The following is a 24,099-nucleotide window of genomic DNA, read 5'->3' as shown; positions in this document are numbered from 1 at the left end:
TTCACGGGTCTGGCAGCCTTCAATTGTCTCATTCATGTCGTTGTGGAGGATTTTGCGCGACGCTCAGCGTGGTGGTTGGGGGAAAGGCCGGCAAAGTCTCAAACGACGTGTAAGCGATAGGGTGAGGCCGTGGACGGGCGGGACGGGCGACTGCGGGCGGTCGACCTCGCCGCCACCGCCGGCATCTCCGTGCAGCAGGTGCGCAACTACGTCGACCTCGGCGTGCTGCCGCCGGCCGAGCGCACCCCGGCCGGCTACCGGATCTTCACCGCCGCGCACGCCCGGGCGCTCGACGTGGCCCGGCGGTTGGCCGAGGGGCACGGCTGGGTGCGTACCCGGGAGATCATGGCCGCGGTGCACCGCGGTGACCTGCCGGCGGCGCTGGCGGCGCTCGACGCCGGGCACGCCGAGCTGGACCGGGAGCGGGCCGAGATCCGGCGGGTGCTCGGCGCGTTCGAGACCGTGGTGGGCAGCCCGCCCGCCGCGCTGGCGGCGCCGCGGCCGGGTGTCCGCATCGGCGTGGTCGCCGACCTGGTCGGGGTCCGCACCTCGCAGCTGCGGCTGTGGGAGTGGCGGGGCCTGCTCCGGCCGGTGCGCGAGCGCGGCACCGGCTACCGGGTGTACGACGAGGCCGAACTGCGCGCGGCGCAGGTGGTCGCGCTGCTGCGCCGCGGGGCCTACCCGTTCGACATCATCGCCGCGGTGCTCGACGAGCTGCGCACCACCGGCAGCCCGCAGCGGGTCCGGGCCGAGCTGGCCCGCCGCGAGCAGGAGCTGCACCGGCGCAGCCTGCGGCGGCTGCGCGGCTCGGCGGCGCTGTACGACTACCTGCGCCACCGGGGACTGGCCGGCTGACCCCGCCGCGACGGGTGGCACCACCTCCTGGCACGACCACCCGGCCGGCACGCCGGCGCCGCGCAGCCGCCCGGGCTCAGCGCAGTACGAGCAGATCCAGGTGGTCGACGACCGGGCCGCTGTCGTCCCGGGCCGCGGCGCGCAACCGGGCCACCCCGGCCCGGTACTCGTCGTCGGTGATCAGCTGCAGCGGGGTGTGCGCCCGGCGGTCCAGGCGTTGCGCGTACTGCGCCAGCGAGGCGGCGGTGGTCTGGGCGACCGGCTCGACGCTGCTCACCGGGAAGCCGGCCGCCACGAACGCCGAGCGCACCCGGGCCAGGTCGGGGTAGCGCTCCAGGACCCGGACGGCCTCGGGGAACCAGTGGAACAGGGCGATCCGCTGGTGCCGGCCGGGGAACGGCGAGCGGATCAGCACCGGCGCGCCCGGGCGGAGCACGCGGCGCAGCTCCCGGGCCGCCGCGTCCAGGTCGGAGACGTGGTGGATCATCGTGGAGAGCCAGGCGGCGTCGAGCGTGGCGTCGCGCACCGGCAGCGCGACCGCGTCGCCGGCGACCAGCGGGCGGTGGGTGGTGCGGGAGCGCATCGCCTCGGCCGGTTCCACCCCCACCACCCGGACGCCGAACCAGTCGGTGAAGGCGGCGGCCCACGCCCCGGTGCCGGCGCCCAGGTCGAGCACGGTCATCCCGGGCCGGGGGCGAAGATGCTGCCCCACCGCGTGCCGCCACCGGTCCAGTCCACTGCGGGGCAGTTCCCGGGTGGCGGCGAACGCGGCCGCGTCGGTGTCGTCGAAGGAGATCAGAGCCACGCCATCACCTCGCCACCGTCGCCGGCCGGTCCGGGCGATCGTCACCCGGTTCTAGTCGGTCGATGCCGTGGTAGGCAACGGCTTGTGAGCCAACCGACCGCCCCGGCCCGGCGTCCGGTCAGCCCGGCGCGGGCCGCCGTCGCGTCGGCGCGGGTCAGGGCCGGGGCGTGACGGTCAACAGCACCACCGCGTCCTCCTCGCCGTGCAGGGCGTGCCGACGCGGCGGGATGACCAGCAGGTCGCCCGGGCCGCCCGCGCAGGACTGCTCACCGGCGGTGAGCCGGACCCGACCGCGCAGCACCTGCAGGGTGGCCTCGCCGGGGCTCTCGTGCTCGTCCAGGGACCGGCCGCCCAGCAGGGCCAGCAGGGTCTGCCGCAGCCGGTGGTGCTGCCCGGGGTGCAGGGAACGTCCGCTGCGTCCGCTGCTGGACCCGCGCGCCGAGGCCAGTTGCTCGTCGGCGAGGTGGGACAGCGACAGGACCTCCATGATCGACCTCCGTGGCTCGGGCGACGGGCGCGGCGCGCGCCGGTCGGGACGTACCGCCAGCCTCGCCCGGCGCGCAGCCCGGTGGGCAGGGCCGATGGTCCCGGACGGCGGGTGACGTCCGGCACGAGTGTCGGCGGCAGGGCTGTCCGCAACCGGCGCCGATAAAAGATCTCGCCCGTTAGGGTGACGGGCATGAGGTTTCGGCTGCTGGCGGCCACTGTGGCCGCCGTACTCCTGCCTGCTGGCGCGGTCGCTCCGGCGGCGGCCGTCGCGGCCCCGCCGGCGCTGGCGACGGTGGCCGGCGCGCCGACGCAGCCCTGCCCGCGGGCGCCCGCGCCGAAGGTCTCCCGGCCGCCGCGGCCGTCGCCGCCGCCGGCGGTGTCCGAGGATCGGGAGGTGGGCGGCCCGGCGCTGGCCACGGCCGGCCTGGTCGTTCCGGCCGGGGTCGCCGCTCCGCCCGCGGTCACCGCGACCTCGTGGCTGGTCGCCGACCTGGACACCGGCCAGGTGCTGGGCGGCTGCGGCCCGCACGAGTACGGCACCCCGGCCAGCGTGCAGAAGCTTCTGCTGGCGGCGACCATGCTGCCCCGGCTCGACCCGAAGCAGGTCGTCACGGTCACCGGCGAGGACATGGACATCGAGCCGGGCTCGTCCGCGGTCGGCCTGGTGGCGGGCGGTCGCTACCCGATCGAGACGGTCTGGCTGGGACTGCTGCTGCAGTCCGGCAACGAGGCGGCCAACGTGCTGGCCCGCCTCGGTGGCGGCGCGGACGGGCAGGCCGGCGGGGTGCGCGCGATGAACGAGTACGCGCACCGGCTCGGCGCCCGCCAGACGCACGCGGTGACGCCGTCCGGCCTGGACGGCGAGGGCCAGTTCACCAGCGCGTACGACCTGGCGCTGATCGCCCGGGCCTGCTTCGCCGACGCCACCTTCCGCCGGTACGCGCTGACCGAGCGCACCCGGATCCCGGCCCAGCCCGCCAAGCGCACCAAGGGCTTCGAGATCCAGAACGAGAACCAGCTGATCTACCGCTACCCGGGCGCGCTCGGCGGCAAGACCGGCTTCACCGACCTGGCCCGGCACACCTACGTCGGGGCCGCCCAGCGGCACGGACGGCGGCTGGTGGCCACCCTGCTCGGCGCGGAACCACGGCCGGCCCGGGGTTGGGAGCAGGGCGCGGCGTTGCTCGACTGGGGCTTCTCGCTGCCCCGCGACGCGGCAGTCGGCCGGCTGGTCGAGCCGGGTGAGCTGGACGCCTCGCCGTCGCCCGCCCCGCCGGCCACCGGCGACCCGCTCCCGGCCGCGGCGAGCGGACGGGCCGGGCAGGGAGTGGCGGGTCGGTGGTGGAGCGTCGGGCTCGCGGCGGGCGGGGTGCTGCTGCTGGGCGGGCTGCTCTGGCGCCGCCGGACGGGCCGCCGCCGCACCCGCTGACCACCGGCGGCGGTGTCCGGGTGTGGGCACGGCGGTCTGTCACGCATCGACAACCGGCAACCAGATCCATAGACTGCGGTCTTTCTGGCACCACGAGTCCCAGGAGGATGCCCGTGTCGAGCGAACCGCGACCGCAGCCCGTTCCGTCCGCCACCGCGATGCCCGGCCGACCGTCCCGCGCGTTGGCCCGCCTCGCCGGTGCGGTCCTGCTGGCCGGGGCGCTGGTCGGTGTCGGCGGCACCGCCGCCGTGGCCACCCCCGCCGCCGGATCGGGTGGCGCGGCGCCGGCCGTCGCCGCCGGGGGAGAGCGGCCGCGGACCACCCCCGGACCGTGCGCGTACACCGAGACCCCGGACGAGCCGGCCGCCCGGCCCGTCCCGCTGCCGCCCGACCCGCGGCCCACCCCGGACCGCGGCATGGTCCGGGTCACCCTGCGCACCAACCACGGCCCGATCGGCCTGACCCTCGACCGGGCGGCCGCCCCCTGCACCGTGCAGAGCTTCCTGCACCTGGTACGGCACCGCTTCTACGACCGGACCTCGTGCCACCGGCTGACCGCGTACCCGACGCTGAAGGTGCTGCAGTGCGGCGACCCGTCCGGCACCGGCTCGGGCGGCCCGGGCTACCGGTACCTCGACGAGCTGCCCACCGACCTGCCGCCGGCCCCGACCGACCCGACCGGGGTGCGCCGGCTCTACGCCCGCGGCACCCTGGCCATGGCCAACGCCGGGCCGGACACCAACGGCAGCCAGTTCTTCCTGGTCCAGTCCGACTCGGCGCTGCGCCCCAACTACACGATCTTCGGGTCGATCGACGCGGCCGGTCTGGCCACGCTGGACCGGATCGCGGCCGGTGGCATCGCCCCGACCGCGGAGGACCCGGCGCCGGTGGACGGCGCGCCCGCGCTGCCGGTCGAGATCTGCCGGGCGGTGCGGCACCACCACCGCTGACCGCCGACGGCCCGTCCGCCGTCCCATCGACGTGGGACGGCGGCCGGGCCGCAACTATCGGATCGTCACCGGAAGTAGAGCCACCGGCCGGCCGAGAAAGGTGTGGCCGTCACGGCCGCCCGTTCGACCGGGCCGGCGGCGCGGCGGAGCTGTCTCGCACCACCAGATCGGTGGCGAGTTCCACCCGGGGGGAGTCGATCGCCTCGCCCTGCGCCAGCCGCAGGACGGTGCGGGCGGCCAGCCGGCCCATCTCCACCAGCGGTTGCCGGACGGTGGTCAGCGGCGGTGACGCCCACCGGGCCTCCGGCAGGTCGTCGAAGCCGACCACGCTGACGTCGTCGGCGACTCGCAGGCCCCGGCGGCGTACCGCCTCGTAGACGCCGAACGCCATCTGGTCGCTGGCCGCGAAGATGGCCGTCGGCGGCTCGTCGAGGTCGAGCAGCGCCGTCCCGGCGGCGAAGCCGGAGGCGTGGTAGAAGTCGCCCGGTTGCACCAGCCGGTCGTCCACCGGCACCCCGGCGGCCTCCAGTGCGGCCCGGTAACCGTCCAGCCGGGCGCGGCTGCACAGCAGCTGGGCGGGCCCGGCCACGAAGCCGATCCGCCGGTGTCCCAGCGAGAGCAGGTGTTCGGTCGCGGCGATCCCGCCCGCCCAGTTGGTGGCGCCGATCGTCGGCACCTCGCCGGCCGGCACGCCGGCCGGGTCGACCACCACCACGGGCACGTTGAGCCGGCGCAGTTGCGCGTGCAGCGGCGGGCTCAGGTGCGAGGTCACGAAGATGACGCCGTCGGTGGCCCGGGTCCGCAGGTTCTGCAGCCACTGCCGGGCCGCCGTGGGCTGGCGGTGTATCGCGGAGACGACCGTGCCCACTCCGGCGCCGTGCCCGACGTCCTCCACCCCTCGGATGATCTCCACGGCCCAGGGGCTGTCGAGGTCGTTGAAGACCAGGTCGACCAGGCCGGCACGGCGCACCGTCCGGCTGCCGCGGCGCCGGTAGCCGTGGTGGCGCAGCAGCTCCTCGACCCGCTCCCGGGTGTCCGGGGCGACGTCGGAGCGCCCGTTGAGCACCCGCGACACGGTCGGCACGGAGACCCCGGCCTCCCGCGCGATGGCGGTGATGGTCACCCTGCGTCCGTCGTCCGCGTCCACCCGCGTCTCCTTCACCGACCGGCGCGACCGATCGTCGCCACCGAAAGTCCCGGAACGGCATGCCCGCCCCACGGTCATCTTGCCCCACGGACGGGGGTTGACGACACGGCAGGTCGGCTCTAGCGTTCCCACAAGTTACGGGAATCTTCCGGAAGTTTGTCGGACCCTTTCGGCCGCCTGAATCGTACGGGCGACTGTCCCCCAGAGCTTCGAAGGATGTCACGTGCAACCGACCCGTACCGCCATGGCCGGTACGACGATCCTCGCCGTGCTGGTCCTCACCCCCGCCACCCCCGCGGCAGCCGGCCCGACCGGGGTTCCCGACACGACGTCGGTGGCCGCCGAGAACCACCGTTCGGACCCGGAAAGCCTGCGCGCGTTGGCCGGCGTCCTGCACCCCCGGTTCACCGTGGCGCCGCTCGCCGCGCGGCGGTAGCCGATGGTCTTCACCGACCTGCCCGAGGAGCAGCTGCGGGCGTACCGCAGCGAGGTGCGGACGCCGGGGGACTTCGACCGGTTCTGGGCCGACACCCTCGCCGAGGCCCGGGGCTGCGGGTGGCCGGTGCTTACCGCGCCGGTGACCACCGGCCTGGCCACGGTCGACGTCCTCGACGTGACCTTCCCCGGGTACGCGGGGCAGCCGGTGCGGGCGTGGCTCCGGCGGCCCCGCCACGCCCGGGGGCCGCTGCCCACCGTGGTGCAGTACGCCGGCTACGGCGGCGGCCGGGGGCACCCGCTGGAGAACCTGTTGTGGGCGGCGGCCGGCTTCGCGCACCTGCAGATGGACACCCGGGGGCAGGGGTCGGGCTGGAGCCGGGGGGACACCCCGGACCCCGCCGCCGCCGGTCCGGAGGCGCCGGGGGTGACCACCCGGGGGATCGAGGACCCGCGGACGTACTACTACCGCCGGCTGATCACCGACGGAGTCCGGGCGGTCGACGCCGCCCGGACCCTGCCGGCGGTCGACCCGGCGCGGGTCGCCGTGCTCGGGCACAGCCAGGGCGGTGGCGTCGCGCTCGCCGTCGCCGCCCTGGTGCCCGACCTGGCCGCTCTGGTGGCCGGTGTGCCGTTCCTGTGCGACATCCCGCGCGCCGTGGTGGTCACCGACGCCCGCCCCTACCGGGAGATCCGCGACTACCTGGCCATCCACCGGCAGGCCGAGGAACGGGTGCTGGCCACCCTCGGCTACGTCGACGGCGTCAACTTCGCCCGCCGCGCCGGCGTGCCGGCCCGCTTCTCCGTCGCGCTGATGGACGACATCGTGCCGCCGTCGACCGTCTTCGCGGCGGTCAACGACTACCGGGGACCGGCGGAGCTGTCGGTCTGGCGGTACAACGGCCACGAGGCCGGTGGCATCGACGACGACGAGGCCGCGCTGCTGTTCCTGCGCGGGCACCTCTCGCCGGACCGGAATCCCGTCGTCGCGCAGCCTGATAGACAGGAGGGGTGAGCAGATCAGGCAGGGTCGGCCGGACACCGCCGCCGGCCGGACGGCGGCCGCGGGCGGTCGCCCTGGCCGCGGTGGTCGCGGCGCTCGTCGCCGGCTGCGAGCAACCGGCGCCGGACCGGTCGGCGCCGACCACCCCGCCCGCTCCGCCGGCGACGACCGCGCCGCCGGCGACGACCGGAGCGGCGCGCCTGCCGGGCTTCGTGGTGCTCTCCGACGTCGACCCGCGCATCCTGACCGACATCCGGTACGCCACCGCGCACAACTTCGTCGGCCGGCCGATCGCCGGCTACCGGGAGCCGCTCTGCCTGCTCACCCGGCCGGCGGCGGAGGCGCTGCGCCGGGTCCAGGACGCCGCGCTGGCCGGCGGGCACAGCCTTAAGGTGTACGACTGCTACCGCCCCGAGCCGGCCGCCGACGACTTCGTCGGCTGGGCGAAGCGGCCGGACGAGCAGCAGATGAAGGGCGAGTTCTACCCGCGGGTGGCGAAGTCGGCGCTGTTCGACCAGGGCTACATCGGGGCACCCACCGCGCACAGCCGGGGCAGCACCCTCGACGTGACCCTGGTCGACCACCCCGCCCCCACCCAGCCGCCGTACGACCCGGGCCAGCCGCTGGTCTCCTGCACCGCGCCCCGGGCCCAGCGGTTCGCCGACAACAGCGTCGACATGGGCACCGGGTTCGACTGCTTCGACGCGCTCGCGCACACCGACGCCTCCCGGGTCACCGGCGCGGCCCGGGAGAACCGGCAACTGCTGAAGCGGCTGATGACCGACGCCGGCTTCGTCAACTACGACCGCGAGTGGTGGCACTACCGCTACCGCGACGAGCCCTACCCGGACACCTACTTCGACGCGCCGGTGGCCCGCGCCTCGGTCGGCTGACCCCCACGGCCGCGGGCCGGTCGCCGGCGGGCATGATCAGCCTGGGCCGGCAGGATCGCCGCCGGACGAGGGGGGACGGCAGTGAGCACCGAACGGATCGACCCACCGGTCACCGGGGACGAGCGCAGCACGCTGCGCGCCTACCTCGACTACCACCGGGCGACCCTGGCCATGAAGTGCGACGGGCTCTCCGACGAGCAGCTGCGGCTGCGCTCCATGCCGCCGTCGACGCTCTCCCTGCTCGGGCTGGTGCGACACATGGCCGAGGTGGAGCGCGCCTGGTTCCGCCGGGTCGTCAACGGCGAGGACCTCCCGCTGGTCTGGTCGGACTCCGGCGACTACCAGGAGGCGTACGACCCCACCGGGTCCACCCGCGCCGAGGCGTTCGACGCCTGGCAGCGGGAGGTGGAGCACGCCCGCCGGATCGAGCGGGAGGCGGAGTCGCTCGACGTGACCGCCTACAGCGCCCGCTGGGACGAGACCGTGTCGCTGCGGCTGGTGATGCTGCACCTGATCCACGAGTACGCCCGGCACAACGGGCACGCCGACTTCCTCCGCGAGGGCATCGACGGCACCGTGGGCGCTTGACCGCGCCCGGTCACTCCGGAGAGCGTTGCCGCAGCGGCAGCCAGGCCAGCACGTCCTGGATCTTCGCGTCCCAGTACGCCCAGTCGTGCGTGCCGGGGGAGAGGTCCACGGTGAGCGGGACGCCGCGCCGCCGGGCCGTCTCGACGAAGTGGACGTTGTCCTCGTACAGGAAGTCCTCGGTGCCGCAGGCGACGTAGAGCGCGGGGGGTTCGGCGCCGCCGTCGCCGTACCGGTCGAGCAGGGCGACCGTGTCGTCCTCGGTGCCGGTCACCGGGCGCTCGCCGAACACGGTGTGCCACACCGCCGGGTCGACCGGGCTGGTCGGGTGGTGCCGCCGGGCGGCCACGTTCAGCGCGCCGGAGAGGCTGGCCGCCGCGGCGAACCGGCCCGGCTCGCGCAGCGCCCACTTCACCGCTCCGTAGCCGCCCATCGACAGCCCGGCGACGAAGGTGTCCTCCCGCCGCTGCGACAGCCGGAAGAACGACGAACACAGCTGCGGCAGCTCGGAGCTGAGGAACGTCCAGTACCGGTTGCCGTGCTCCTCGTCGGTGTAGAAACTCCGGGACACCTGGGGCATCACCACCGCGAGGCCGAGCGGGGCGACGTACCGCTCGATCGAGGTGCGGCGCAGCCAGATGGTGTCGTCGTCGGTCAGGCCGTGCAGCAGGTACAGCACCGGCGGGTCGCCGGCGGTGGCGTCGCCCGACATGCCGATCTGCGACGAGGTCCGCTGCGGCAGGATCACCGTCATCGAGGTGCTGAGGGTGAGCACCTCGGAGTAGAAGTCGACACGCGTCAGGGCCACGGTGATCGACCGTAGCCGACGGGGGGATCAGGTCCAGTAGAGGATCCGGCAGGCTGGCAGCCGCTCGGCCAGCTCGCGCTCGAACCAGGAGCGCAGCGCGGTCATCGTGTCGCGCGGGTAGACGTACTTCACCGCGCCGAACCGGCCGTGCCGGCGGCTGCGCAGCGTCTCCTCCATCTCCAGCTTCGTGCGGGGGTACCAGCCGAGCAGCACCTCCTTGCTGCCCGGGGTGAACCGGTGGGTGATCAGTTCGGCGGTCAGGTCCAGGTCGGGCACCCCGTCGACCGCCGCCGCGACCGCGCCGAGCAGGTCGCCGTAGTGCGCCCGCCAGTCGGGCAGCGGCATGATCGGGGCGATGGTCAGCCCGACCGGGTAGCCGTCCAGGGCGAGCCGGCGCAGCGCGGCCAGCCGGTCCGGGACCCGGGCCGTGCCGCCTTCCATCCGCTCGCTCACCGGCCGGCAGTTGACGCTGAACCGGACCCGGGTACGGCCGGCGTGAGGCAGCCCGACGAAGCTGTCCACGTCGGCGTACTTGGTGGTCCAGCGCAGCTGCACCGGCGCGTCCCAGCCGGCGAAGTGCTCCACCGCCCGCCGCCAGCTGCCGGTCAGGTGCTCCAGGGCGAGCGGGTCGGTGTAGCAGGACGCCTCGAACGTGGTGCCCTCCCCGGCCCGGCGCGGGTTGCGGCTGGTCACCGTCCCCTGCCCGGCGTAGCCGGCCAGCCCGGCCAGGATCTCGTCCAGGTCGGCGTAGACCCGGGTCACCGGGGGACCGGAGAGCGAGCCGGCCAGGTAGCAGTACTGGCAGTGCGCCGGGCAGCCCTCGGCCAGGTCGAACCGCCAGTCCGCGCTCGGCGCGATCGGTTGCAGCTTCCGCCGCGACGGGGGGCTCACCACGATCGCCAGGGTCGACTTCGCCCGGGCGTAGGTCTCCCGCTCGGTGGCGCCACGGATCCCGGTCAGCCGGTTGGAGCGCAGCCGCTCGACCTCGATGCCCAGGGCCGCCAACCGGTCGACGATCCGCCGTCCGTGCGGCTGGTCCAGCGCCGCCGGGGTGGCGACCACCCGCCGGGGCGTCCAGCGCCGCGCCGGGCGGGCCACCGGCGCCAGCCCGGCCAGGTGGCGGATCGGCACCCGCTCCCCGCTGGCGTCGTGCGGCGCGGGGGGTACGTCCACGGCGAGCGGCTCGTCGACGTCCACCGCCTCGGCGTCCGGCCTCATCCCGGCGGGGTACCCGCTTCCGCGCCGATCGCACGTTCGGGTTAATCGGTTGCCCGCCCGGCGGGTCCGCTGGTGCACTGCCCACGACGGCCGACGACCAGAAGGGGTGCCCGGAATGCTCGCGACGTTCATGTCCAACCAGCTCGGAATCGTTCTCGACCCGAAGGACATGACGCTGCGTGAAGACGCTCAATGTGGGGATCCTGGCGCATGTTGACGCCGGAAAGACCAGCCTGACCGAACGACTGCTGCACGCCGTCGGCGTGATCGACGAGCCCGGCAGCGTGGACGAGGGCACCACCCGTACCGACTCGATGCCGCTGGAGCGGCAGCGGGGCATCACCATCCGCTCCGCGGTCGTGTCGTTCGTGGTCGGCGACGTGACGGTCAACCTGATCGACACGCCCGGCCACCCGGACTTCATCGCCGAGGTGGAGCGGGCGCTCGGCGTGCTCGACGGCGCCGTGCTGGTGGTCTCCGCCGTCGAGGGCGTACAGGCGCAGACCCGGGTGCTGATGCGGACGCTCCAGCGCCTGCGGCTGCCCACCCTGATCTTCGTCAACAAGATCGACCGGGCCGGCGCCGACCCCGACCGTACGCTGCGGGACATCGCCGCCCGGCTCTCCGCCGCGGTCGTGCCGCTGGGCGCCGTCGACCAGCCCGGCACACCGGCGGCCCGGTTCGCCCCGTACGCCGATACCGACCCGGCCCACACCGGCCGGCTGCTCGACGTGCTCACCGCGCACGACGAGGCGCTGCTGGCCGCGTACGTCGCCGACGAGACGACGGTGACCGGTCCGCGACTGCGGACGGCGCTCGGGGCGCAGAGCCGCCGCGCGCTGGTCCACCCGGTGCTCGCCGGGTCCGCGGTGACCGGCGGCGGCGTCGGAGCGCTGATCGCCGGCCTGACCGAGCTGCTGCCGGCGACCCGCGGTGACGCCGACGGGCCGGTCTCCGGCACGGTCTTCAAGATCGACCGCGGCCCGGCCGGCGAGAAGCTCGCCTACGTGCGGCTGTTCGGCGGGACGCTGCGTGCCCGCGACCGGGTGTCCGTGGGTGGGGGCGACCCCGCGAAGGTGACCGGGATCGAACTCTTCGACCAGGGCGCCGCGGTCCGCGCCGACGCGGTCAGCGCGGGCCGGATCGCCATCCTGCGCGGGCTCGACCAGGTCCGGGTCGGCGATCCGGTCGGCGCGGCGCCGCCGGGCGACCGCCGGCACTTCGCCCCACCCACCCTGGAGACCGTCGTCGTGCCGGAGCGGGCCGGCGACCGCGCGGCGCTGCACGTGGCGCTCGCCCACCTCGCCGAGCAGGACCCGCTGATCAACGTCCGGCAGGACCCGGCCCGGCGGGAGATCTCCGTGTCGCTCTACGGCGAGGTGCAGAAGGAGGTCATCCAGGCCGTGCTCGCCGACGACCACGGCGTGCCGGTCACCTTCCGGGAGACCACCACCGTCCACGTGGAACGGCTGGTCGGGGTCGGCGCGGCGGTCGAGTTCATCGGCGTGCCGCCCAACCCCTTCCTCGCCACGGTCGGGCTGCGGGTCGCCCCCGGCCCGCCCGGCAGCGGGACCACGTTCCGGCTCGCCGTGGAACTCGGCTCCATGCCGCCGGCGTTCATCGCCGCCGTCGAGGAGACCGTGCACGAGACGCTGCGCCAGGGCCCGCACGGATGGCAGGTCCTCGACTGCGAGGTCACCATGACCCATTCCGGCTACTGGGCCCGGCAGAGCCACGCGCACGGCACTTTCGACAAGAGCATGTCCAGCACCGCCGGGGACTTCCGCAACCTCACCCCGCTGGTGCTGATGGCGGCGCTGCGGCAGGCCGGCACCCGGGTGGCGGAACCGATGCACCGGTTCCGCCTGGAGGTACCCGCCGACCTGCTCGGCGGGGTGCTGCCAGTGCTGGCCGGGCTGGACGCGGTGCCCCGGCAGACCACCGCCGAGGGGCCCGCGTACGTGGTGACGGGGGACATCCCCGCGGGGCGGGTGCACGCGCTGGAGCAGCGGCTACCGGCGCTGACCCGGGGCGAGGGGCTGCTGGAGTCCACCTTCGACCACCACCGCCCGGTACGCGGCGAGACACCCGTGCGGGAACGCTGGGACCACGACCCGACGGACCGCCGGAAGTACCTGCTGGCGGTCGTCCGCCGGGTCGCCGGGCGCGGCGAGGGTTAGCGAGCGGCCCGGCTGCCGCGGAATATCCATTGTCGTGTCTGGCCGGGCCCGCTAACGTCCTCGTCGCAAGGTCAACCGAGCAGATCCCCTTTGGAGCACGCCGTGTCGCAGCGCCACCGCACCAACGCCAGGTGGCTCACGCCGCGTGGTGGTGCCCTGCGGCCCGCGGGCGAACCCGCCCGGGGTCTGTGCCGAGCCGAGCGGGGCCGGCGACCGGGGTGGTGGCGCGACTAGCGCCAGCGCATAAGCGCAGCCGCCCACCCCGCCGGGGAAAGGGCGGCTTTTTCGTCTCCCCGGACGGCGGGACGGGCAGCGGACCCTTCCCGGCACGGGCCGTTGGCGCAGGCGTCCCGTACCAACCCGCGGTTGTAGCGCAGTCAGGCAGCGCGTCACCTCGCCATGGTGAAGATCGCCGGTTCGAATCCGGCCAACCACTCGACCACCGGGCACTACGCCCGGCACGGGCTGCGCGCTGGGCGCAGAGAGGCTTTGCACGCCACTCCCGCCGGGTTCGATTCCCGGGCGGTCCACGAGCATCCCGGTCCCGCCGAGGAGGGCGGCGACCAGTCGACGAAGAGGAGACGACGATGAGTTTCACCCCGCTCGCGGGCACCCGCGCACCGGTCCGGGTCTGGACCGACCCGTACGGCATCGAGCCGCAGGCCGCCCGGCAGCTGCGCAACATCGGCGCGCTCCCGTGGGTGGAGGGCGTCGCGGTCATGCCGGACGTGCACTTCGGCAAGGGCGCCACCGTCGGCTCGGTCATCGCGATGCGGCAGGCCGTCTCGCCGGCCGCGGTCGGGGTGGACATCGGCTGCGGCATGTCCGCGGTGCGTACCTCGCTCACCGCGGCCGACCTGCCCGACGACCTGGCCACGCTGCGCTCGGCGATCGAGGCGACGATCCCGGTCGGGTTCGCCCAGCGGGACACCGCGGTTGACCCGCGCCGGGTGCGGGGCCTGGAGCAGGGCGGCTGGGACGCCTTCTGGCGCCGGTTCGCCGACCTCGACCGGCGGGTGGCGCAGCTGGAGACCCGCGCCCAGCGCCAGCTGGGCACCCTCGGCGGCGGTAACCACTTCATCGAGGTCTGCCTGGAGCAGGGGGGCGCCGACGCCGGCCGGGTCTGGCTGATGCTGCACTCGGGGTCGCGCAACATCGGCAAGGAACTGGCCGAGCGGCACATCGGGGTGGCCCGCCGGCTGCCGCACAACGCCGACCTGCCCGACCGCGACCTCGCGGTCTTCCTCGCCGGCACGCCGGAGATGGAGGCCTACCGGCGGGACCTGTGGTGGGCGCAGGAGTACGCGCGGCGCAACCGGGCCGTCATGCTCGCCCTGCTCTGCGGGGTGGTGCGGGAGCAGTTCCCGCAGGTCGGCTACGACGAGCGGATCAGCTGCTTCGCCGGTGAAACCCAGGTCATGACAGATCAAGGCTGCCGGCCCATTCGTGACCTCGCTGGCGGGCGGCACACGCTGCTCACTGCAGACGGTCAGTGGGTGAAGGCTCCGGTGGCTTCATTCGGTCGCCAGCGGATCTACGAGGTGACCGTTGGTCGCTACGGCGAGGAGAAGGTGATTCGAGCGACCGCTGAGCACCGCTGGTTGCTACGGCCGAAAGTGGCCCAAAATCGGACCGAGGCGACCACTGTAGGCCTTCGAGTCGGTGACCGTCTCGAATACACATTTCCACGACCGCTGCCAGGCCTCCGGCCGTCGCGTGAAGGCATCGCCCGTGGGTTCGTTTACGGTGATGGTTCGATCTCCGGTGACAGCTATGCTCACGCGACCTTCTACGGAAAGAAGGATCAGGCCCTCCTCTCATTCTTCGACGGTGCGGACCGTTTGCGCACCTACTACTACGCATACGATCCTCGGTCACCTAACCGCAAGCGTCACGTCCCACAACACGAGGTAACGGAGCGCGATCTTGCGAGCGGGCAGATTTCGTCGTACCGACGACTGGGTGGGTTGCCTCGGGAGTGGAAGCGCGAGTATCCGGCGCTTGAGAGTCCTGTAGCCGTCCTGTATGGCTGGATTGCTGGCTACTTCGCGGCGGACGGTGACGTGGGAAAGACGGGCCGGCCCTCGATCTGGTCTGCCGATCGGCGGGACTTGGAGTTTGTCAAGGCCGCATGTGATGTCCTTGGTGTCTGGACACTGCCGATTCGGCGCAGAATGCGCAGCGGCTTTGGGGCGGCTGCTTCACCGATCTACGTGATGGGCATCTCCAGAGCGGATCTCACCCCCGAGTTCTTTATTCACAAAGACCATCGCGAGCGCTGGTTAGCGAATCGCCATGCCGTCGAGCGCAGGGGTTGGACCGTGCGAAAGGTGCAGGAGACCGAGGTGGTGGAGGAGGTGTACTGCGCAATTGTGGATGGCACACACTCCTTCGCACTGGAGGGCAACATCCTCACCGGGAACTGTCACCACAACTACGTGGCGGAGGAGAGCTACGGCGGGGTGGACGTGCTGGTGACCCGCAAGGGCGCGATCCGGGCCGGTCGGGGGGACCTGGGGATCATCCCGGGGTCGATGGGCACCGGGTCGTACATCGTGCGCGGCAAGGGCAACCCGGACGCGTACTGCTCGGCCTCGCACGGGGCCGGACGGCGGATGTCGCGGGCCCAGGCCAAGCGGACCTTCAGCACGGCCGACCTGGCGGCGCAGACCGCGGGGGTGGAGTGCCGCAAGGACGCCGGGGTGGTGGACGAGATCCCCGGCGCGTACAAGGACATCACCGAGGTGATGGCGCAGCAGGAGGACCTGGTCGAGGTGGTCGCCCACCTCAAGCAGGTGGTCTGCGTGAAGGGATGAACCGCGGACCGGCGCCCGGGGGGATGGGGCGCCGGTCCGGACCCCTCGGTGGCCCGGTCACGGCCACCGCAGGCCCCCGGAGGATCCCCTCGCCCGAGTACTCTGCCGGCATGACCAGCGCGCATGAGGCGGTCGCGGCCTACTGGGCCGCCGCGGAGGCCCGGGACTGGGATGCCTTCGGCGCCCTGCTCGCCGACGACGTGATCTACCGCAGCCCGCAGACCAGGGAGCAGGTCCGCGGCCGGGACGCCTACATCCGGTTCAACGTGGAGGGCTTCCCCTACGACTGGCACATCACGGTGCAGCGGATCGTCGGCGAGCACCGGCACGCCGCGAGCTGGATCGAGTTCACCGGCGCCGAAGGCTCGCGGCCCGGCCTGTGCTTCTTCGAGCTCGGAGACGATGGCCGGATCACCCGGATTACCGACTTCTGGCCCGAGTCGTACGAGCTTCCGGCCAGCCGCGCCCATCTGGTCGAACGCTACTGATCCGTCGGTCAGCGGCCGGTGGCGGCGAGGGTGACCGGGACGGCCACCAGCTTGGTGCGGGAGCCGTCGGCGGGGGAGATCTCGTACACCTCCACGGTGCCGGGCTGCTCTCGGGTGAGCCGGTAGCGGATGCCGACCCGGTAGTCACCGCGGCAGCCGGTGCCGCAGGTGGCGGTGGTGAAGGTGGTGGCGAGTTCCCGGCCGGCGGCGTCGAGGATCCGGACGTTGACCGTCGCCTCGAACACGTCCGCGGTGCCGGTGACGGTGACCGGGGCGGTGACCCGTTGGCCGATGGTGGGGCTGGTCACCACGATCGGTGGGAGCAGGTCGGCGTAGGCGCCGCGGTCGACCGGGGTGCCGGCGCCGAACCGGACCCGCCGCACGGTGGGGAACTGGGTGAGGGTGTAGACGATCTGTGCCTCGCGCAGTCGCCGGGCCGATGCGGACGTGGTGGGCAGCGGGGCGAGGGTGGCGACGTCGTCGGCGATCCGGGTGATCTCGGCGCCGGCCGGCAGCAGGGTGCTCATGCCGGTGGCGGCCTCCGCCGCGGTGGGCCCGGTGGCCAGTTCGGCCAGGGCCAGCCGGGAGGTGGTCAGGGTCGCCGGCCGGGTGCGCCGGGTCGGCGTGATCCGCCCGTCGCGGACGTACCACAGCTCGAGGGTGAGGGTGTCCGGGCGCGGCGGGGTGCTGGCGGTCGCCGGTGGGGTGCGGGTCGCCGGCGTGGCGGGCGGCGGGCCGGTCTGCGCCGGGGTGGGCGGCGGTGTCGGGCCGGCGGGGGCGGTGGTGGCCGGCGACGCCGCGGTGGGCGCCGGGCCGAGTGACCCCCCGCGTGGGTCGGCGCAACCGGCCGCCAGGAGCAGGACCGTGGCCAGCGTGGCCGCGCGGCGGGTCATCGGCCGTCCGGCCGGGTGCCGGCGTCGGCCGGGGTCGCGGTTCATCGGGCACCGTCCGGCTGCGGCGCCGGGCGGGGGACGGCCTCGGCCCGTTCCGCGGGGCCTGCCGGGTCCGGCCGGGTGGCGGGCAGTTCCAGCCGGAACCGGGTGCCGGTGCCGGGTTCGCTGTGCACCCGTAGCCGTCCGCCGAGCAGTCGGGCGTTTTCTCGGGCGATGGCCAGCCCGAGTCCGCTGCCCCGGCCGGAGCGGGCCGGGTCGACCTTGTAGAAGCGGTCGAACAGCCGCGGCAGGTGTTCGGCGGGGATGCCCGGCCCTTGGTCGGTGACGTCGAAGACGACCAGCGGTCCGGCCGGCCGGACGGCGGCGCGGATCTCGCCGCCGCCGTGGTCGACCGCGTTGGCGATCAGGTTGGCCAGCACCCGTTCCAGCCGGCGTGGGTCGGTGTGCAGCTCGACCGGTGTGGCGGCGACGGTGACCCGGTTCCGCCAGCCGCGGGCGGCGACGATGGCGTCGAGCAGGGCGGGCGCGTCGACCGGGCGGACGGTCACCGGCTCCTGGCCGGCGTCGAGCCGGGAGATCTCCATCAGGTCCTCCACCAGGCGGCGCAGCCGTACCACGTCGGTGACCAGCAGCTCGGCGGCGCGGCGGGCGTCGCCGGGCAGGTGGTCGAGGTGGTCGCGCAGCAGCGACGCCGCGGCCACCAGGGCGGTGACCGGGGTACGCAGCTCGTGCGCGACGTCGGCGGTGAACCGCCGCTCCCGGGCCTGGGCGCGGGACAGCGCGTCGATCTTCGACTCCAGCGCCTCGGCCATCTCGTTGAACGAGGCGGCCCAGGCGCTGAACTCGTCGCGGCCGCGTACCGGCAGCCGGGTGGCGAGCAGCCCCTCGGTGATGGCCCGGGCGGCGCGGCTGGCCCGACCGACCGGTTCCAGGGTCCGGCGGGCGAGGCTGTGTCCGACCCCGGCGGCGAGCAGCACCACCAGCACCCAGCCGGCCAGCAGCGCGGTGCGGAGCTGGTCGAGGTCGGCCACGACGGCGTCCTCGACGGTGACCACGTACAGCTCGGCGGTCGAGCCGGGTATCCGGCCGCCGACCACCAGCAGTCGGGGGCGGGCGCTGGGCGCGGAGCGTTCGTAGCCGAGCTGCCCGGCGGCGACCGTGGTCCGCAGCTGCGCGCCGAGCTGCGGCGCGTACGCGGGGTTGGACGGCTGCGGCTCGCCGGCGACCAGCACCACGTGCCGGCCGCTGCCCTCGAAGCTGGCCAGCAGGTCGGCGCGGCGCTGGTCGGTCAGCGGCAGGAACTGCCCGGCGAGCACCAGCTGGTAGCGGGCGTCGGCGGCGGCCTGGTGCAGCGACCCGTCGAAGCGGGCCTGGTGCAGCAGCAGGTAGGACCCGCCCGCGAGCACTCCGGCGGAGACCCCGGCGACCAGTACGAACGCGATCGTCAGCCGGCGTCGCAGGCGGCCCGGGGCGACGGCGTCGGCGGCCATCGGTGCCTCCTCCCTCACGACGTGGACAGCTTGTAGCCGGCGCCGCGGACGGTGCGCAGCAGTCGGGGGTGGGCCGGGTCGTCCTCCACCTTGGCGCGCAGCCGCTGCACCGCCACGTCGACGAGCCGGCTGTCGCCGAGGTAGCTGTGGTTCCACACCCGGTCCAGCAGCATCTCCCGGGTGAAGACCTGGCCCGGGCGGCGGGCCAGCTCCAGCAGCAGCCGGAACTCGGTGGCGGTCAGCGGCAGCTCCCGGCCGTCCTTGCGGGCGACGAAGCTGGCCGGGTCGATCTCCAGCCCGCCGACGGTGAACGTGCCCGGGGTCACCGGCGCGGTGGCCCGGCGCAGCACCGAGCGGACCCGGGCGACCAGCTCCGGCAGGTCGAACGGCTTGCGCAGGTAGTCGTCGGCGCCGGACTCCAGGCCGACCACCACGTCGATGGTGTCGGTGCGGGCGGTCAGCATGAGGATGGGCACCTGGCTGGTCCGCCGGATCTCCCGGCACACCTCGAAGCCGTCCAGGCCGGGCAGCATGACGTCGAGCACGATCAGGTCGACCGGCCGGGCCCGCCACACCGCGAGCGCCTCCCTGCCGTCGACGGCGGTGCTGACCCGCAAACCGGCGCGGCGCAGACCCAGGGCGGTGACCTCCCGGATGGAGGCATCGTCCTCGACCACCAGCACGTGGCCCTCCATCATCCGAGACTAGTCCCGCCACGACCCGTCGCCGACCTGCCGCATCGGACGATGTGGAGGGCCCGGCCGGTGCCGGGCCCTCCACCGCGCGGCTCGGTCACGCCTGCCACTGGTGGGCGACGTCGAGCACGATCCGGCTGTGCGTGCCGGGGCCGGCGAGCACGAACACCCGGAACGGCAGCCGGGCCCGCACCCCGACGGCGAAGGTGGTGTAGCCCTCGAAGCTGCCACCGAAGACCACGTCCCGCAGGGTTCGGTAGCGCAGCACGTTCGCCGCGTGCTCACCGACCCGGTACGGCACGGTGGCCAGCCGCTCGTCGTCGTACGCCGGGGCCTGGAGGGAGACCCGCAGCAGCTCGTCCCCCGCGGTGTACGGCGACAGCGCCAGCCCCTCGCCCTCGGTCCAGGTCTCGCCGTAGGTGACCGTGTAGCCGGTCACCGTCCCGTCGAACTCGAACACCACCCGGTCGAAGCAGTCGTGCCGGCCGGTGCGCACCTCGACCAGCGGCGCGGTGCTCAGCGTGCCGGCCGACTTCGCCCCGCTGCCCCAGGTGATCCCGCAGTACGGCGACCCGGTCGCCGCCGCGGTGGTGGTGGTCGCGGCGGTGCCGGTGCCCGCGCCGGCCACCAGGCCGGCGAGCACGACCACCAGCGCCGTGAGCGCATTTCTGATCCTCATCGTCTTCCCCCTCGGATCGTTTCCCCTTCGGGCCACCTCGGTCGGCCTCGTCGCCGGTGGCCTCGCCGTTTACCGTCGGGCCGGTCCGCCACAGCCACTTCGCCGTGGCGTAACGCCCGGGTAACAGCTGTCGGGTCAGGACGTCGGGTCGGACTCCGGCGGCCGGCGCAGCGTCCGCAGCGGCGAGCAGCAGACCGGCAGCCAGGTCAGGCCGTTGGCGATGGCGCCGACCACCAGCGCGGTGCGCACGTCGGCGTACTGGCCCAGCAGGCCGGCGACGACCGCGCCGACGGTGAGCGCCCCGGTGAGCAGGAAGCGGAAGGTGGCGTTCATCCGCCCGAGCAGGGCGTCCGGGGTGCTGCCCTGCCGCAGGCTCACGCCGATGACGTTGCCCACCCCGGTCCGCCAGGCCAGCGCGAGCCACCCGAGCCCGGCCAGCCACAGCATCGGCCCGGTGTTGATCAGCGCGACGAGCAGGCCGAGCGGCGCGACGAGCAGGCCGGGCAGCCAGAGCGCCCGGCCGTGGCCGATCCGGTCGGCGATCGGCCGGGCGGTGACCGCCCCCAGCAGCGCGCCGACCCCGCCGAGGGCGAGGAAGAGCCCCAGGTGGGCCGCGCCGAGGCCCAGCTCACGCAGGAAGACGACCGGCAGCATGGTGGTGGTCAGCTGCATGGTCAGGTTGATGCTCGCGGTGGAGACGGCGAGCGGACGCAGCAGGGGGTTGCCGAGCACGTGCCGGACGCCCGCGCGGAGCTGCCGGGCGAACCCGCCCTGCCGGGCCGGGGCCGGGCGGGGCGGCGCCACCCGGATCCGGCCGAGCACGGCCGCGGCGACCGCGAACCCGACAGCCTCGGCCACGACGGCGACCGGTGCGGTGAGCGCCTGCACCACCAGGCCGCCGAGCCCGCGGCCGGCGATCTGCAACGTCCCGCTGGTACTCATCAGCAGCGAGTTCGCCGCCACCAGCCGGTGGCGGCCGACCAGCTCCGGCAGGACACTCTGCGCCGACACGTCGGCGAAGACGGTGCCGACCCCGGTGAGCAGCACGACCAGGTAGAGCTGGTGCATGGTCAACCAGCCGGCCCACCAGGCCACCGGCACCGACGCGATCAGCACCGCCCGCAGCAGGTCGGCGGTGACCAGCACGGTGCGGCGGGGCCAACGGTCGACCCAGACCCCGGCCGGTAGCCCGATCATCAGGAACGCGGCGGTGCTCAGCGCGCCGAGCAGCCCCACCTGGCCGGGGCTGGCCGAGAGCAGGGACACGGCGAGCGCCGGCACCGCCAGCTGCCCGACGTGGAAGCCGACGTCGTGGACCACCGTGGCGGTGTAGAGCAGCCGGAAGGAGCGCGGCCATCGACCGGCGTGGTGCTGGCCGGTGACCGGCGCGGCGGGAGCGGTGAGCATGCCGACCACCGTGACGGCGGCCCCCGGCCGTGGCGATAGATTTGGCCCTCGCCAAATCCAGGGGAGGCGCCGATGATGCTGGTCGGGTTGGACGCGCGTGACCTGGCGACGACCCGGTTCGCGGTGTCGCCGCTGTGGGAGGTGGTGGCCAGCGTCCGGGTCATCCGGCAGCCACACCGGTTTCCGGAGCACCTGCCCTGGGTGGAGCGGGCCCGGCCGCGCCTGGCCGGCGTGGACTGGCGGCTCCTCGCCGACCTGGTGCCGGTGCTGACCGGGGTGGTGCCGAGCTTCCTCTGCCCGCCGCCGTCCACCTCTCAGCCGACGCTCGACGTGGAGCTGGCCACCCTCGCCGCCACCCCGGCCGACGCCGTCCGGGCCGACCTCGCCGTCGGGTCCGGCCCGCGGTCAGCTTGGCTGCGAGAGCTGTACGACGACCCGGGCGCCGGGCTGGCCCGGCTGGCCGAGGTCGTCCGGGCGTACGCCGACGCGGCGATCGGGCCGTACTGGCCGCGGATGCGCACGCTGCTGGAGCGGGAGGTGCTGCTCGGCGCGCGGCGAATGGCCGGCGACGGGCTGCAGGGGCTGCTCAACCACCTCGACCCGTACGTCCGGCTGGACGGTGACACCCTGCACGTGGAGCACCTGGTGGTCTCCGGTGAAGTGCGGCTCGACGGGCGGGGGCTGCTGCTGGTCCCGTCGGTCTTCTGCGGTCCCCGGGTCTGGTCCAACTTCGGCTCGCCGGGGCAGCCGGTGCTGCGCTACCCGGCCCGCGCGGTGGCCACGCTCTGGGAGCGGGCCCCGGGTCCGCACGGTCGCGCGCTGGCCCGGGTGCTCGGCCGTACCCGGGCCGCGCTGCTGCACGAGTTGGCGGTGCCGACCTCCACCACGGAACTGGCGGACCGGTGCGGGCTGACCCCGGGTACGGTGTCGGCGCACCTCGGTGCGCTGCGCGCGGCCGGTCTGGTGGGCGCCCACCGCGCCGGCCGGTTCGTGCTCTACGCCCGCACCACGGCGGGCGAGGCGCTGGTCGCCGCCGCGTCATGACACTGACGGAAGGAGAACCATGACCGGGCGTACGCCGAAGGTCTCCTGCGTGTTCGTCTGCCACGACGGCGCGGGGCGGCTGCTGCTGGCCCGGCGCGCGGCCGGGGCGCGCGACGAGCCGGGCACCTGGGACACCGGCGCGGGCGCGCTGGAGTTCGGCGAGACGTTCGAGGCGGCGGTCGCCCGGGAGGTCGCCGAGGAGTACGCGACCACGCCCCGGGCGATCACCCTGCTCGGGGTACGCAACGTGCTGCGCGCCGACCCGCCGTCGCACTGGGTGGCGGTGGTCTTCGCCGTCCGGGTCGACCCGGCGACGGTGGCGATCGGCGAGCCGCACAAGTTCGACCGGTTGGGCTGGTACACCCGGGACGCGCTGCCCGCGCCGGTGCACTCGCAACTGCCGGCGACCCTGGCGATGCTGCCCGATCCGCTGCCCTGACCGCCGGGCCGACTGCCGCGCGAGGTGGCCGGCGCGGTTCGGCGGTCGGTATGACGTTTCCGTTATGGGGGATATCGACGGCGGCCGATCTAACATTCACGTACATCGATGCGGCGGCGCCGCCGCCGTGAACTCAGGGGAGTACGTGATGTTCCGACGACAACTGCTGCGCGCGGCGGGAGCCGTGCTGACGGCCGTCCTGGCCGCGGCCGGCGTCCAGGTGGCCACCGGCGCGACCGCGTCCGCCGCCGCCCGCACCGTCTACTACGACGCGAGCCGTGCCGGCGAGTTCCGCACCAACTTCGACCAGGCGGCGCAGATCTGGAACAGCCGGGTCAGCAACGTCCAACTGGTCCCCCGCACCCCCGGCAACGTCACCATCTACGTCGACAGCGGCTGGCCGCGGGCGCAGGTCACCAGCCTGGGCAACGGCCGGATCTGGATGGGCTGGACGGCGGTCAACCAGGGCTACGACCGCACCCGCATCGCCAGCCACGAGCTGGGTCACATCCTCGGCCTGCCCGACCGGCGCACCGGCCTCTGCTCCGACCTGATGTCCGGCAGCAGCGCCCCGGTCTCCTGCCGCAACGCCTACCCCAGCTCGGCCGAGGCCAGCCGGGTCAACCAGCTCTTCGCCGGCGGCCTCGCCGCGGCCGCCGTCGCGGGGACGTACACCTGGACCGCCGGCGCGGACGCCGAGGGTGACGTGACGCCGCTGGTGGTCGGCGGCCGCCCGGCCACCGAGAACTACCCGTGGATGGTCTACGTCTCCGGCTGCACCGGCACCCTGATCAAGGCCAACTGGGCGGTCACCGCGCGGCACTGCTCGACGCCCTCCTCGGTGCGGGTGGGCAGCATCAACCGCACCAGCGGCGGGACCGTGGTCCGGGTGACCCGGGCGGTCAACCACCCCACGATCGACGTCAAGCTGCTGCAACTGGCCAGCTCGGTCGGCTACGCCCCGGCGCCCATCCCGACCACCTCCGGCGCGACCGGCACGGCGACCCGGATCATCGGCTGGGGCCAGACCTGCCCGACCCGCGGCTGCGGCGGCGCCCCGACGGTGGCGCACGAGCTCGACACCTCGATCGTGTCGGACAGCCGCTGCATCGGCACCAACGGCCCGTACGAGATCTGCACGAACAACACCAACGGCAACTCCGGCGCCTGCTACGGCGACTCCGGCGGCCCGCAGGTGCGCCGGATCAACGGGGTGTGGAACCTGATCGGCGCGACCAGCCGGTCCGGCAACAACAACTCGGTCTGCGCCACCGGTCCGTCCATCTACGGCGACCTGCCCTCCATCCGGTCGTGGATCAACACCCAGGTCGGCGGCCTGCCGTCCTGATCC

Annotated in this window: 22 protein-coding genes, 1 tRNA gene and 2 pseudogenes; 15 read left to right on the top strand and 10 right to left on the bottom strand. The window is 74.3% G+C overall.

The features are described from left to right. The first annotated feature begins 129 nt into the window (after positions 1-129). Positions 130-855 (top strand): MerR family transcriptional regulator, encoded by a 726-nt coding sequence (locus tag ACVCAH_RS30835; RefSeq protein ID WP_447139754.1) that lies wholly within the window; start codon positions 130-132, stop codon positions 853-855. A gap of 76 nt (positions 856-931) precedes the next feature. On the opposite strand, the gene ACVCAH_RS30830 is transcribed toward ACVCAH_RS30835, so the two are convergent. Then, positions 932-1,660, bottom strand: a complete 729-nt coding sequence (locus ACVCAH_RS30830) for a class I SAM-dependent methyltransferase (RefSeq protein ID WP_447139753.1) — start codon at positions 1,658-1,660, stop codon at positions 932-934. Between the two features lie 154 nt (positions 1,661-1,814). After that, a complete protein-coding gene (locus ACVCAH_RS30825) occupies positions 1,815-2,147 on the bottom strand; it encodes a cupin domain-containing protein (RefSeq protein WP_447139752.1) in 333 nt (110 codons plus the stop codon). 192 nt (positions 2,148-2,339) lie between these two features. Between ACVCAH_RS30825 and ACVCAH_RS30820 the strand changes: the two genes are divergently transcribed. Together ACVCAH_RS30820 and ACVCAH_RS30815 are read left to right on the top strand one after the other, a co-directional pair. Beyond that, positions 2,340-3,578, top strand: a complete 1,239-nt coding sequence (locus ACVCAH_RS30820) for a D-alanyl-D-alanine carboxypeptidase family protein (protein WP_447139751.1) — start codon at positions 2,340-2,342, stop codon at positions 3,576-3,578. A 158-nt stretch (positions 3,579-3,736) separates the two neighbouring features. Further along, entirely contained in the window at positions 3,737-4,528 is a 792-nt protein-coding gene (locus tag ACVCAH_RS30815; protein ID WP_447139761.1) for a peptidylprolyl isomerase, read from the top strand. Between the two features lie 109 nt (positions 4,529-4,637). Here the strand turns inward: ACVCAH_RS30815 and ACVCAH_RS30810 are convergent, their stop codons facing one another. Next, positions 4,638-5,675 carry a LacI family DNA-binding transcriptional regulator gene (locus ACVCAH_RS30810; protein ID WP_447139750.1) on the bottom strand — a complete coding sequence of 346 codons (1,038 nt, stop codon included), beginning with the start codon at positions 5,673-5,675 and terminating at the stop codon, positions 4,638-4,640. 223 nt (positions 5,676-5,898) lie between these two features. On the opposite strand from ACVCAH_RS30810, the gene ACVCAH_RS30805 reads away from it, so the two are divergent. The 4 genes from ACVCAH_RS30805 to ACVCAH_RS30790 all read left to right on the top strand — a co-directional run bounded on the left by ACVCAH_RS30805 (position 5,899) and on the right by ACVCAH_RS30790 (position 8,594). Then, complete coding sequence (locus ACVCAH_RS30805; RefSeq protein WP_447139749.1) at positions 5,899-6,111, top strand: hypothetical protein; 213 nt, start codon at positions 5,899-5,901, stop codon at positions 6,109-6,111. A gap of 3 nt (positions 6,112-6,114) precedes the next feature. Then, a complete protein-coding gene (locus ACVCAH_RS30800) occupies positions 6,115-7,125 on the top strand; it encodes an acetylxylan esterase (protein ID WP_447139748.1) in 1,011 nt (336 codons plus the stop codon). A 62-nt stretch (positions 7,126-7,187) separates the two neighbouring features. Beyond that, the gene (locus tag ACVCAH_RS30795) at positions 7,188-8,006 is read left to right on the top strand and encodes a M15 family metallopeptidase (protein WP_447139760.1); all 819 of its coding nucleotides are present in this window, start codon (positions 7,188-7,190) and stop codon (positions 8,004-8,006) included. A gap of 81 nt (positions 8,007-8,087) precedes the next feature. Continuing rightward, positions 8,088-8,594, top strand: a complete 507-nt coding sequence (locus ACVCAH_RS30790) for a DinB family protein (protein WP_447139747.1) — start codon at positions 8,088-8,090, stop codon at positions 8,592-8,594. 10 nt (positions 8,595-8,604) lie between these two features. On the opposite strand, the gene ACVCAH_RS30785 is transcribed toward ACVCAH_RS30790, so the two are convergent. Together ACVCAH_RS30785 and ACVCAH_RS30780 are read right to left on the bottom strand one after the other, a co-directional pair. Continuing rightward, positions 8,605-9,399 carry an alpha/beta hydrolase gene (locus tag ACVCAH_RS30785; protein WP_447139746.1) on the bottom strand — a complete coding sequence of 265 codons (795 nt, stop codon included), beginning with the start codon at positions 9,397-9,399 and terminating at the stop codon, positions 8,605-8,607. A gap of 27 nt (positions 9,400-9,426) precedes the next feature. Continuing rightward, the gene (locus ACVCAH_RS30780; protein WP_447139745.1) at positions 9,427-10,617 is read right to left on the bottom strand and encodes a spore photoproduct lyase family protein; all 1,191 of its coding nucleotides are present in this window, start codon (positions 10,615-10,617) and stop codon (positions 9,427-9,429) included. 179 nt (positions 10,618-10,796) lie between these two features. Here ACVCAH_RS30780 and ACVCAH_RS30775 point away from each other — a divergent pair, with 179 nt between their 5' ends. The 5 genes and pseudogenes from ACVCAH_RS30775 to ACVCAH_RS30755 all read left to right on the top strand — a co-directional run bounded on the left by ACVCAH_RS30775 (position 10,797) and on the right by ACVCAH_RS30755 (position 16,101). Next, a complete protein-coding gene (locus ACVCAH_RS30775) occupies positions 10,797-12,797 on the top strand; it encodes a GTP-binding protein (protein ID WP_447139744.1) in 2,001 nt (666 codons plus the stop codon). Between the two features lie 362 nt (positions 12,798-13,159). Continuing rightward, positions 13,160-13,233 (top strand) — tRNA-Gly (locus ACVCAH_RS30770). Between the two features lie 151 nt (positions 13,234-13,384). Beyond that, positions 13,385-14,194 (top strand): annotated as a pseudogene (locus ACVCAH_RS30765) (RtcB family protein); the annotation flags it as partial. 843 nt (positions 14,195-15,037) lie between these two features. Beyond that, a pseudogene (locus ACVCAH_RS30760) lies at positions 15,038-15,613 on the top strand (RtcB family protein); the annotation flags it as partial. Between the two features lie 110 nt (positions 15,614-15,723). Beyond that, a complete protein-coding gene (locus ACVCAH_RS30755; RefSeq protein ID WP_447139743.1) occupies positions 15,724-16,101 on the top strand; it encodes a nuclear transport factor 2 family protein in 378 nt (125 codons plus the stop codon). 8 nt (positions 16,102-16,109) lie between these two features. On the opposite strand, the gene ACVCAH_RS30750 is transcribed toward ACVCAH_RS30755, so the two are convergent. The 5 genes from ACVCAH_RS30750 to ACVCAH_RS30730 all read right to left on the bottom strand — a co-directional run bounded on the left by ACVCAH_RS30750 (position 16,110) and on the right by ACVCAH_RS30730 (position 21,265). Further along, on the bottom strand, positions 16,110-17,039 hold the full coding sequence (locus ACVCAH_RS30750) for a Gmad2 immunoglobulin-like domain-containing protein (protein WP_447139742.1): 930 nt from the start codon (positions 17,037-17,039) through the stop codon (positions 16,110-16,112). Further along, positions 17,036-18,484: an ATP-binding protein gene (locus ACVCAH_RS30745; protein ID WP_447139741.1), complete on the bottom strand. Its 1,449-nt coding sequence runs from the start codon at positions 18,482-18,484 to the stop codon at positions 17,036-17,038. The genes ACVCAH_RS30750 and ACVCAH_RS30745 overlap by 4 nt, the downstream gene beginning before the upstream one ends. A gap of 14 nt (positions 18,485-18,498) precedes the next feature. Next, the gene (locus ACVCAH_RS30740) at positions 18,499-19,179 is read right to left on the bottom strand and encodes a response regulator (RefSeq protein WP_447139740.1); all 681 of its coding nucleotides are present in this window, start codon (positions 19,177-19,179) and stop codon (positions 18,499-18,501) included. Positions 19,180-19,276: 97 nt separating this feature from the next. Further along, complete coding sequence (locus ACVCAH_RS30735; protein ID WP_447139739.1) at positions 19,277-19,858, bottom strand: AMIN-like domain-containing (lipo)protein; 582 nt, start codon at positions 19,856-19,858, stop codon at positions 19,277-19,279. 135 nt (positions 19,859-19,993) lie between these two features. Beyond that, entirely contained in the window at positions 19,994-21,265 is a 1,272-nt protein-coding gene (locus ACVCAH_RS30730; protein ID WP_447139738.1) for an MFS transporter, read from the bottom strand. Positions 21,266-21,337: 72 nt separating this feature from the next. Between ACVCAH_RS30730 and ACVCAH_RS30725 the strand changes: the two genes are divergently transcribed. The 3 genes from ACVCAH_RS30725 to ACVCAH_RS30715 all read left to right on the top strand — a co-directional run bounded on the left by ACVCAH_RS30725 (position 21,338) and on the right by ACVCAH_RS30715 (position 24,096). Continuing rightward, positions 21,338-22,309 carry a DUF5937 family protein gene (locus ACVCAH_RS30725; protein ID WP_447139737.1) on the top strand — a complete coding sequence of 324 codons (972 nt, stop codon included), beginning with the start codon at positions 21,338-21,340 and terminating at the stop codon, positions 22,307-22,309. A 19-nt stretch (positions 22,310-22,328) separates the two neighbouring features. Next, complete coding sequence (locus ACVCAH_RS30720) at positions 22,329-22,748, top strand: NUDIX domain-containing protein (protein WP_447139736.1); 420 nt, start codon at positions 22,329-22,331, stop codon at positions 22,746-22,748. Between the two features lie 64 nt (positions 22,749-22,812). Continuing rightward, positions 22,813-24,096, top strand: coding sequence for a snapalysin family zinc-dependent metalloprotease (locus ACVCAH_RS30715; RefSeq protein ID WP_447139735.1), 1,284 nt, complete (start codon positions 22,813-22,815; stop codon positions 24,094-24,096). The last annotated feature ends 3 nt before the right edge of the window (positions 24,097-24,099 follow it).

The organism is Micromonospora sp. LZ34 (assembly GCF_052981855.1).
Note: the sequence above shows the minus strand (reverse complement) of the source record. Positions and strands in the feature narration are given on the sequence as shown.

Bases quoted from the DNA above. Each gene is read 5' to 3' on its own strand.
- ACVCAH_RS30825 (WP_447139752.1), bottom strand. From the start codon at position 2,147: ATGGAGGTCCTGTCGCTGTCCCACCTCGCCGACGAGCAACTGGCCTCG.
- ACVCAH_RS30820 (WP_447139751.1), top strand. From the start codon at position 2,340: ATGAGGTTTCGGCTGCTGGCGGCCACTGTGGCCGCCGTACTCCTGCCT.
- ACVCAH_RS30815 (WP_447139761.1), top strand. From the start codon at position 3,737: ATGCCCGGCCGACCGTCCCGCGCGTTGGCCCGCCTCGCCGGTGCGGTC.
- ACVCAH_RS30800 (WP_447139748.1), top strand. From the start codon at position 6,115: ATGGTCTTCACCGACCTGCCCGAGGAGCAGCTGCGGGCGTACCGCAGC.
- ACVCAH_RS30780 (WP_447139745.1), bottom strand. From the start codon at position 10,617: ATGAGGCCGGACGCCGAGGCGGTGGACGTCGACGAGCCGCTCGCCGTG.
- ACVCAH_RS30755 (WP_447139743.1), top strand. From the start codon at position 15,724: ATGACCAGCGCGCATGAGGCGGTCGCGGCCTACTGGGCCGCCGCGGAG.
- ACVCAH_RS30750 (WP_447139742.1), bottom strand. From the start codon at position 17,039: ATGAACCGCGACCCCGGCCGACGCCGGCACCCGGCCGGACGGCCGATG.
- ACVCAH_RS30745 (WP_447139741.1), bottom strand. From the start codon at position 18,484: ATGGCCGCCGACGCCGTCGCCCCGGGCCGCCTGCGACGCCGGCTGACG.
- ACVCAH_RS30740 (WP_447139740.1), bottom strand. From the start codon at position 19,179: ATGGAGGGCCACGTGCTGGTGGTCGAGGACGATGCCTCCATCCGGGAG.
- ACVCAH_RS30735 (WP_447139739.1), bottom strand. From the start codon at position 19,858: ATGAGGATCAGAAATGCGCTCACGGCGCTGGTGGTCGTGCTCGCCGGC.
- ACVCAH_RS30730 (WP_447139738.1), bottom strand. From the start codon at position 21,265: ATGCTCACCGCTCCCGCCGCGCCGGTCACCGGCCAGCACCACGCCGGT.
- ACVCAH_RS30725 (WP_447139737.1), top strand. From the start codon at position 21,338: ATGATGCTGGTCGGGTTGGACGCGCGTGACCTGGCGACGACCCGGTTC.
- ACVCAH_RS30720 (WP_447139736.1), top strand. From the start codon at position 22,329: ATGACCGGGCGTACGCCGAAGGTCTCCTGCGTGTTCGTCTGCCACGAC.
- ACVCAH_RS30715 (WP_447139735.1), top strand. From the start codon at position 22,813: ATGGGGGATATCGACGGCGGCCGATCTAACATTCACGTACATCGATGC.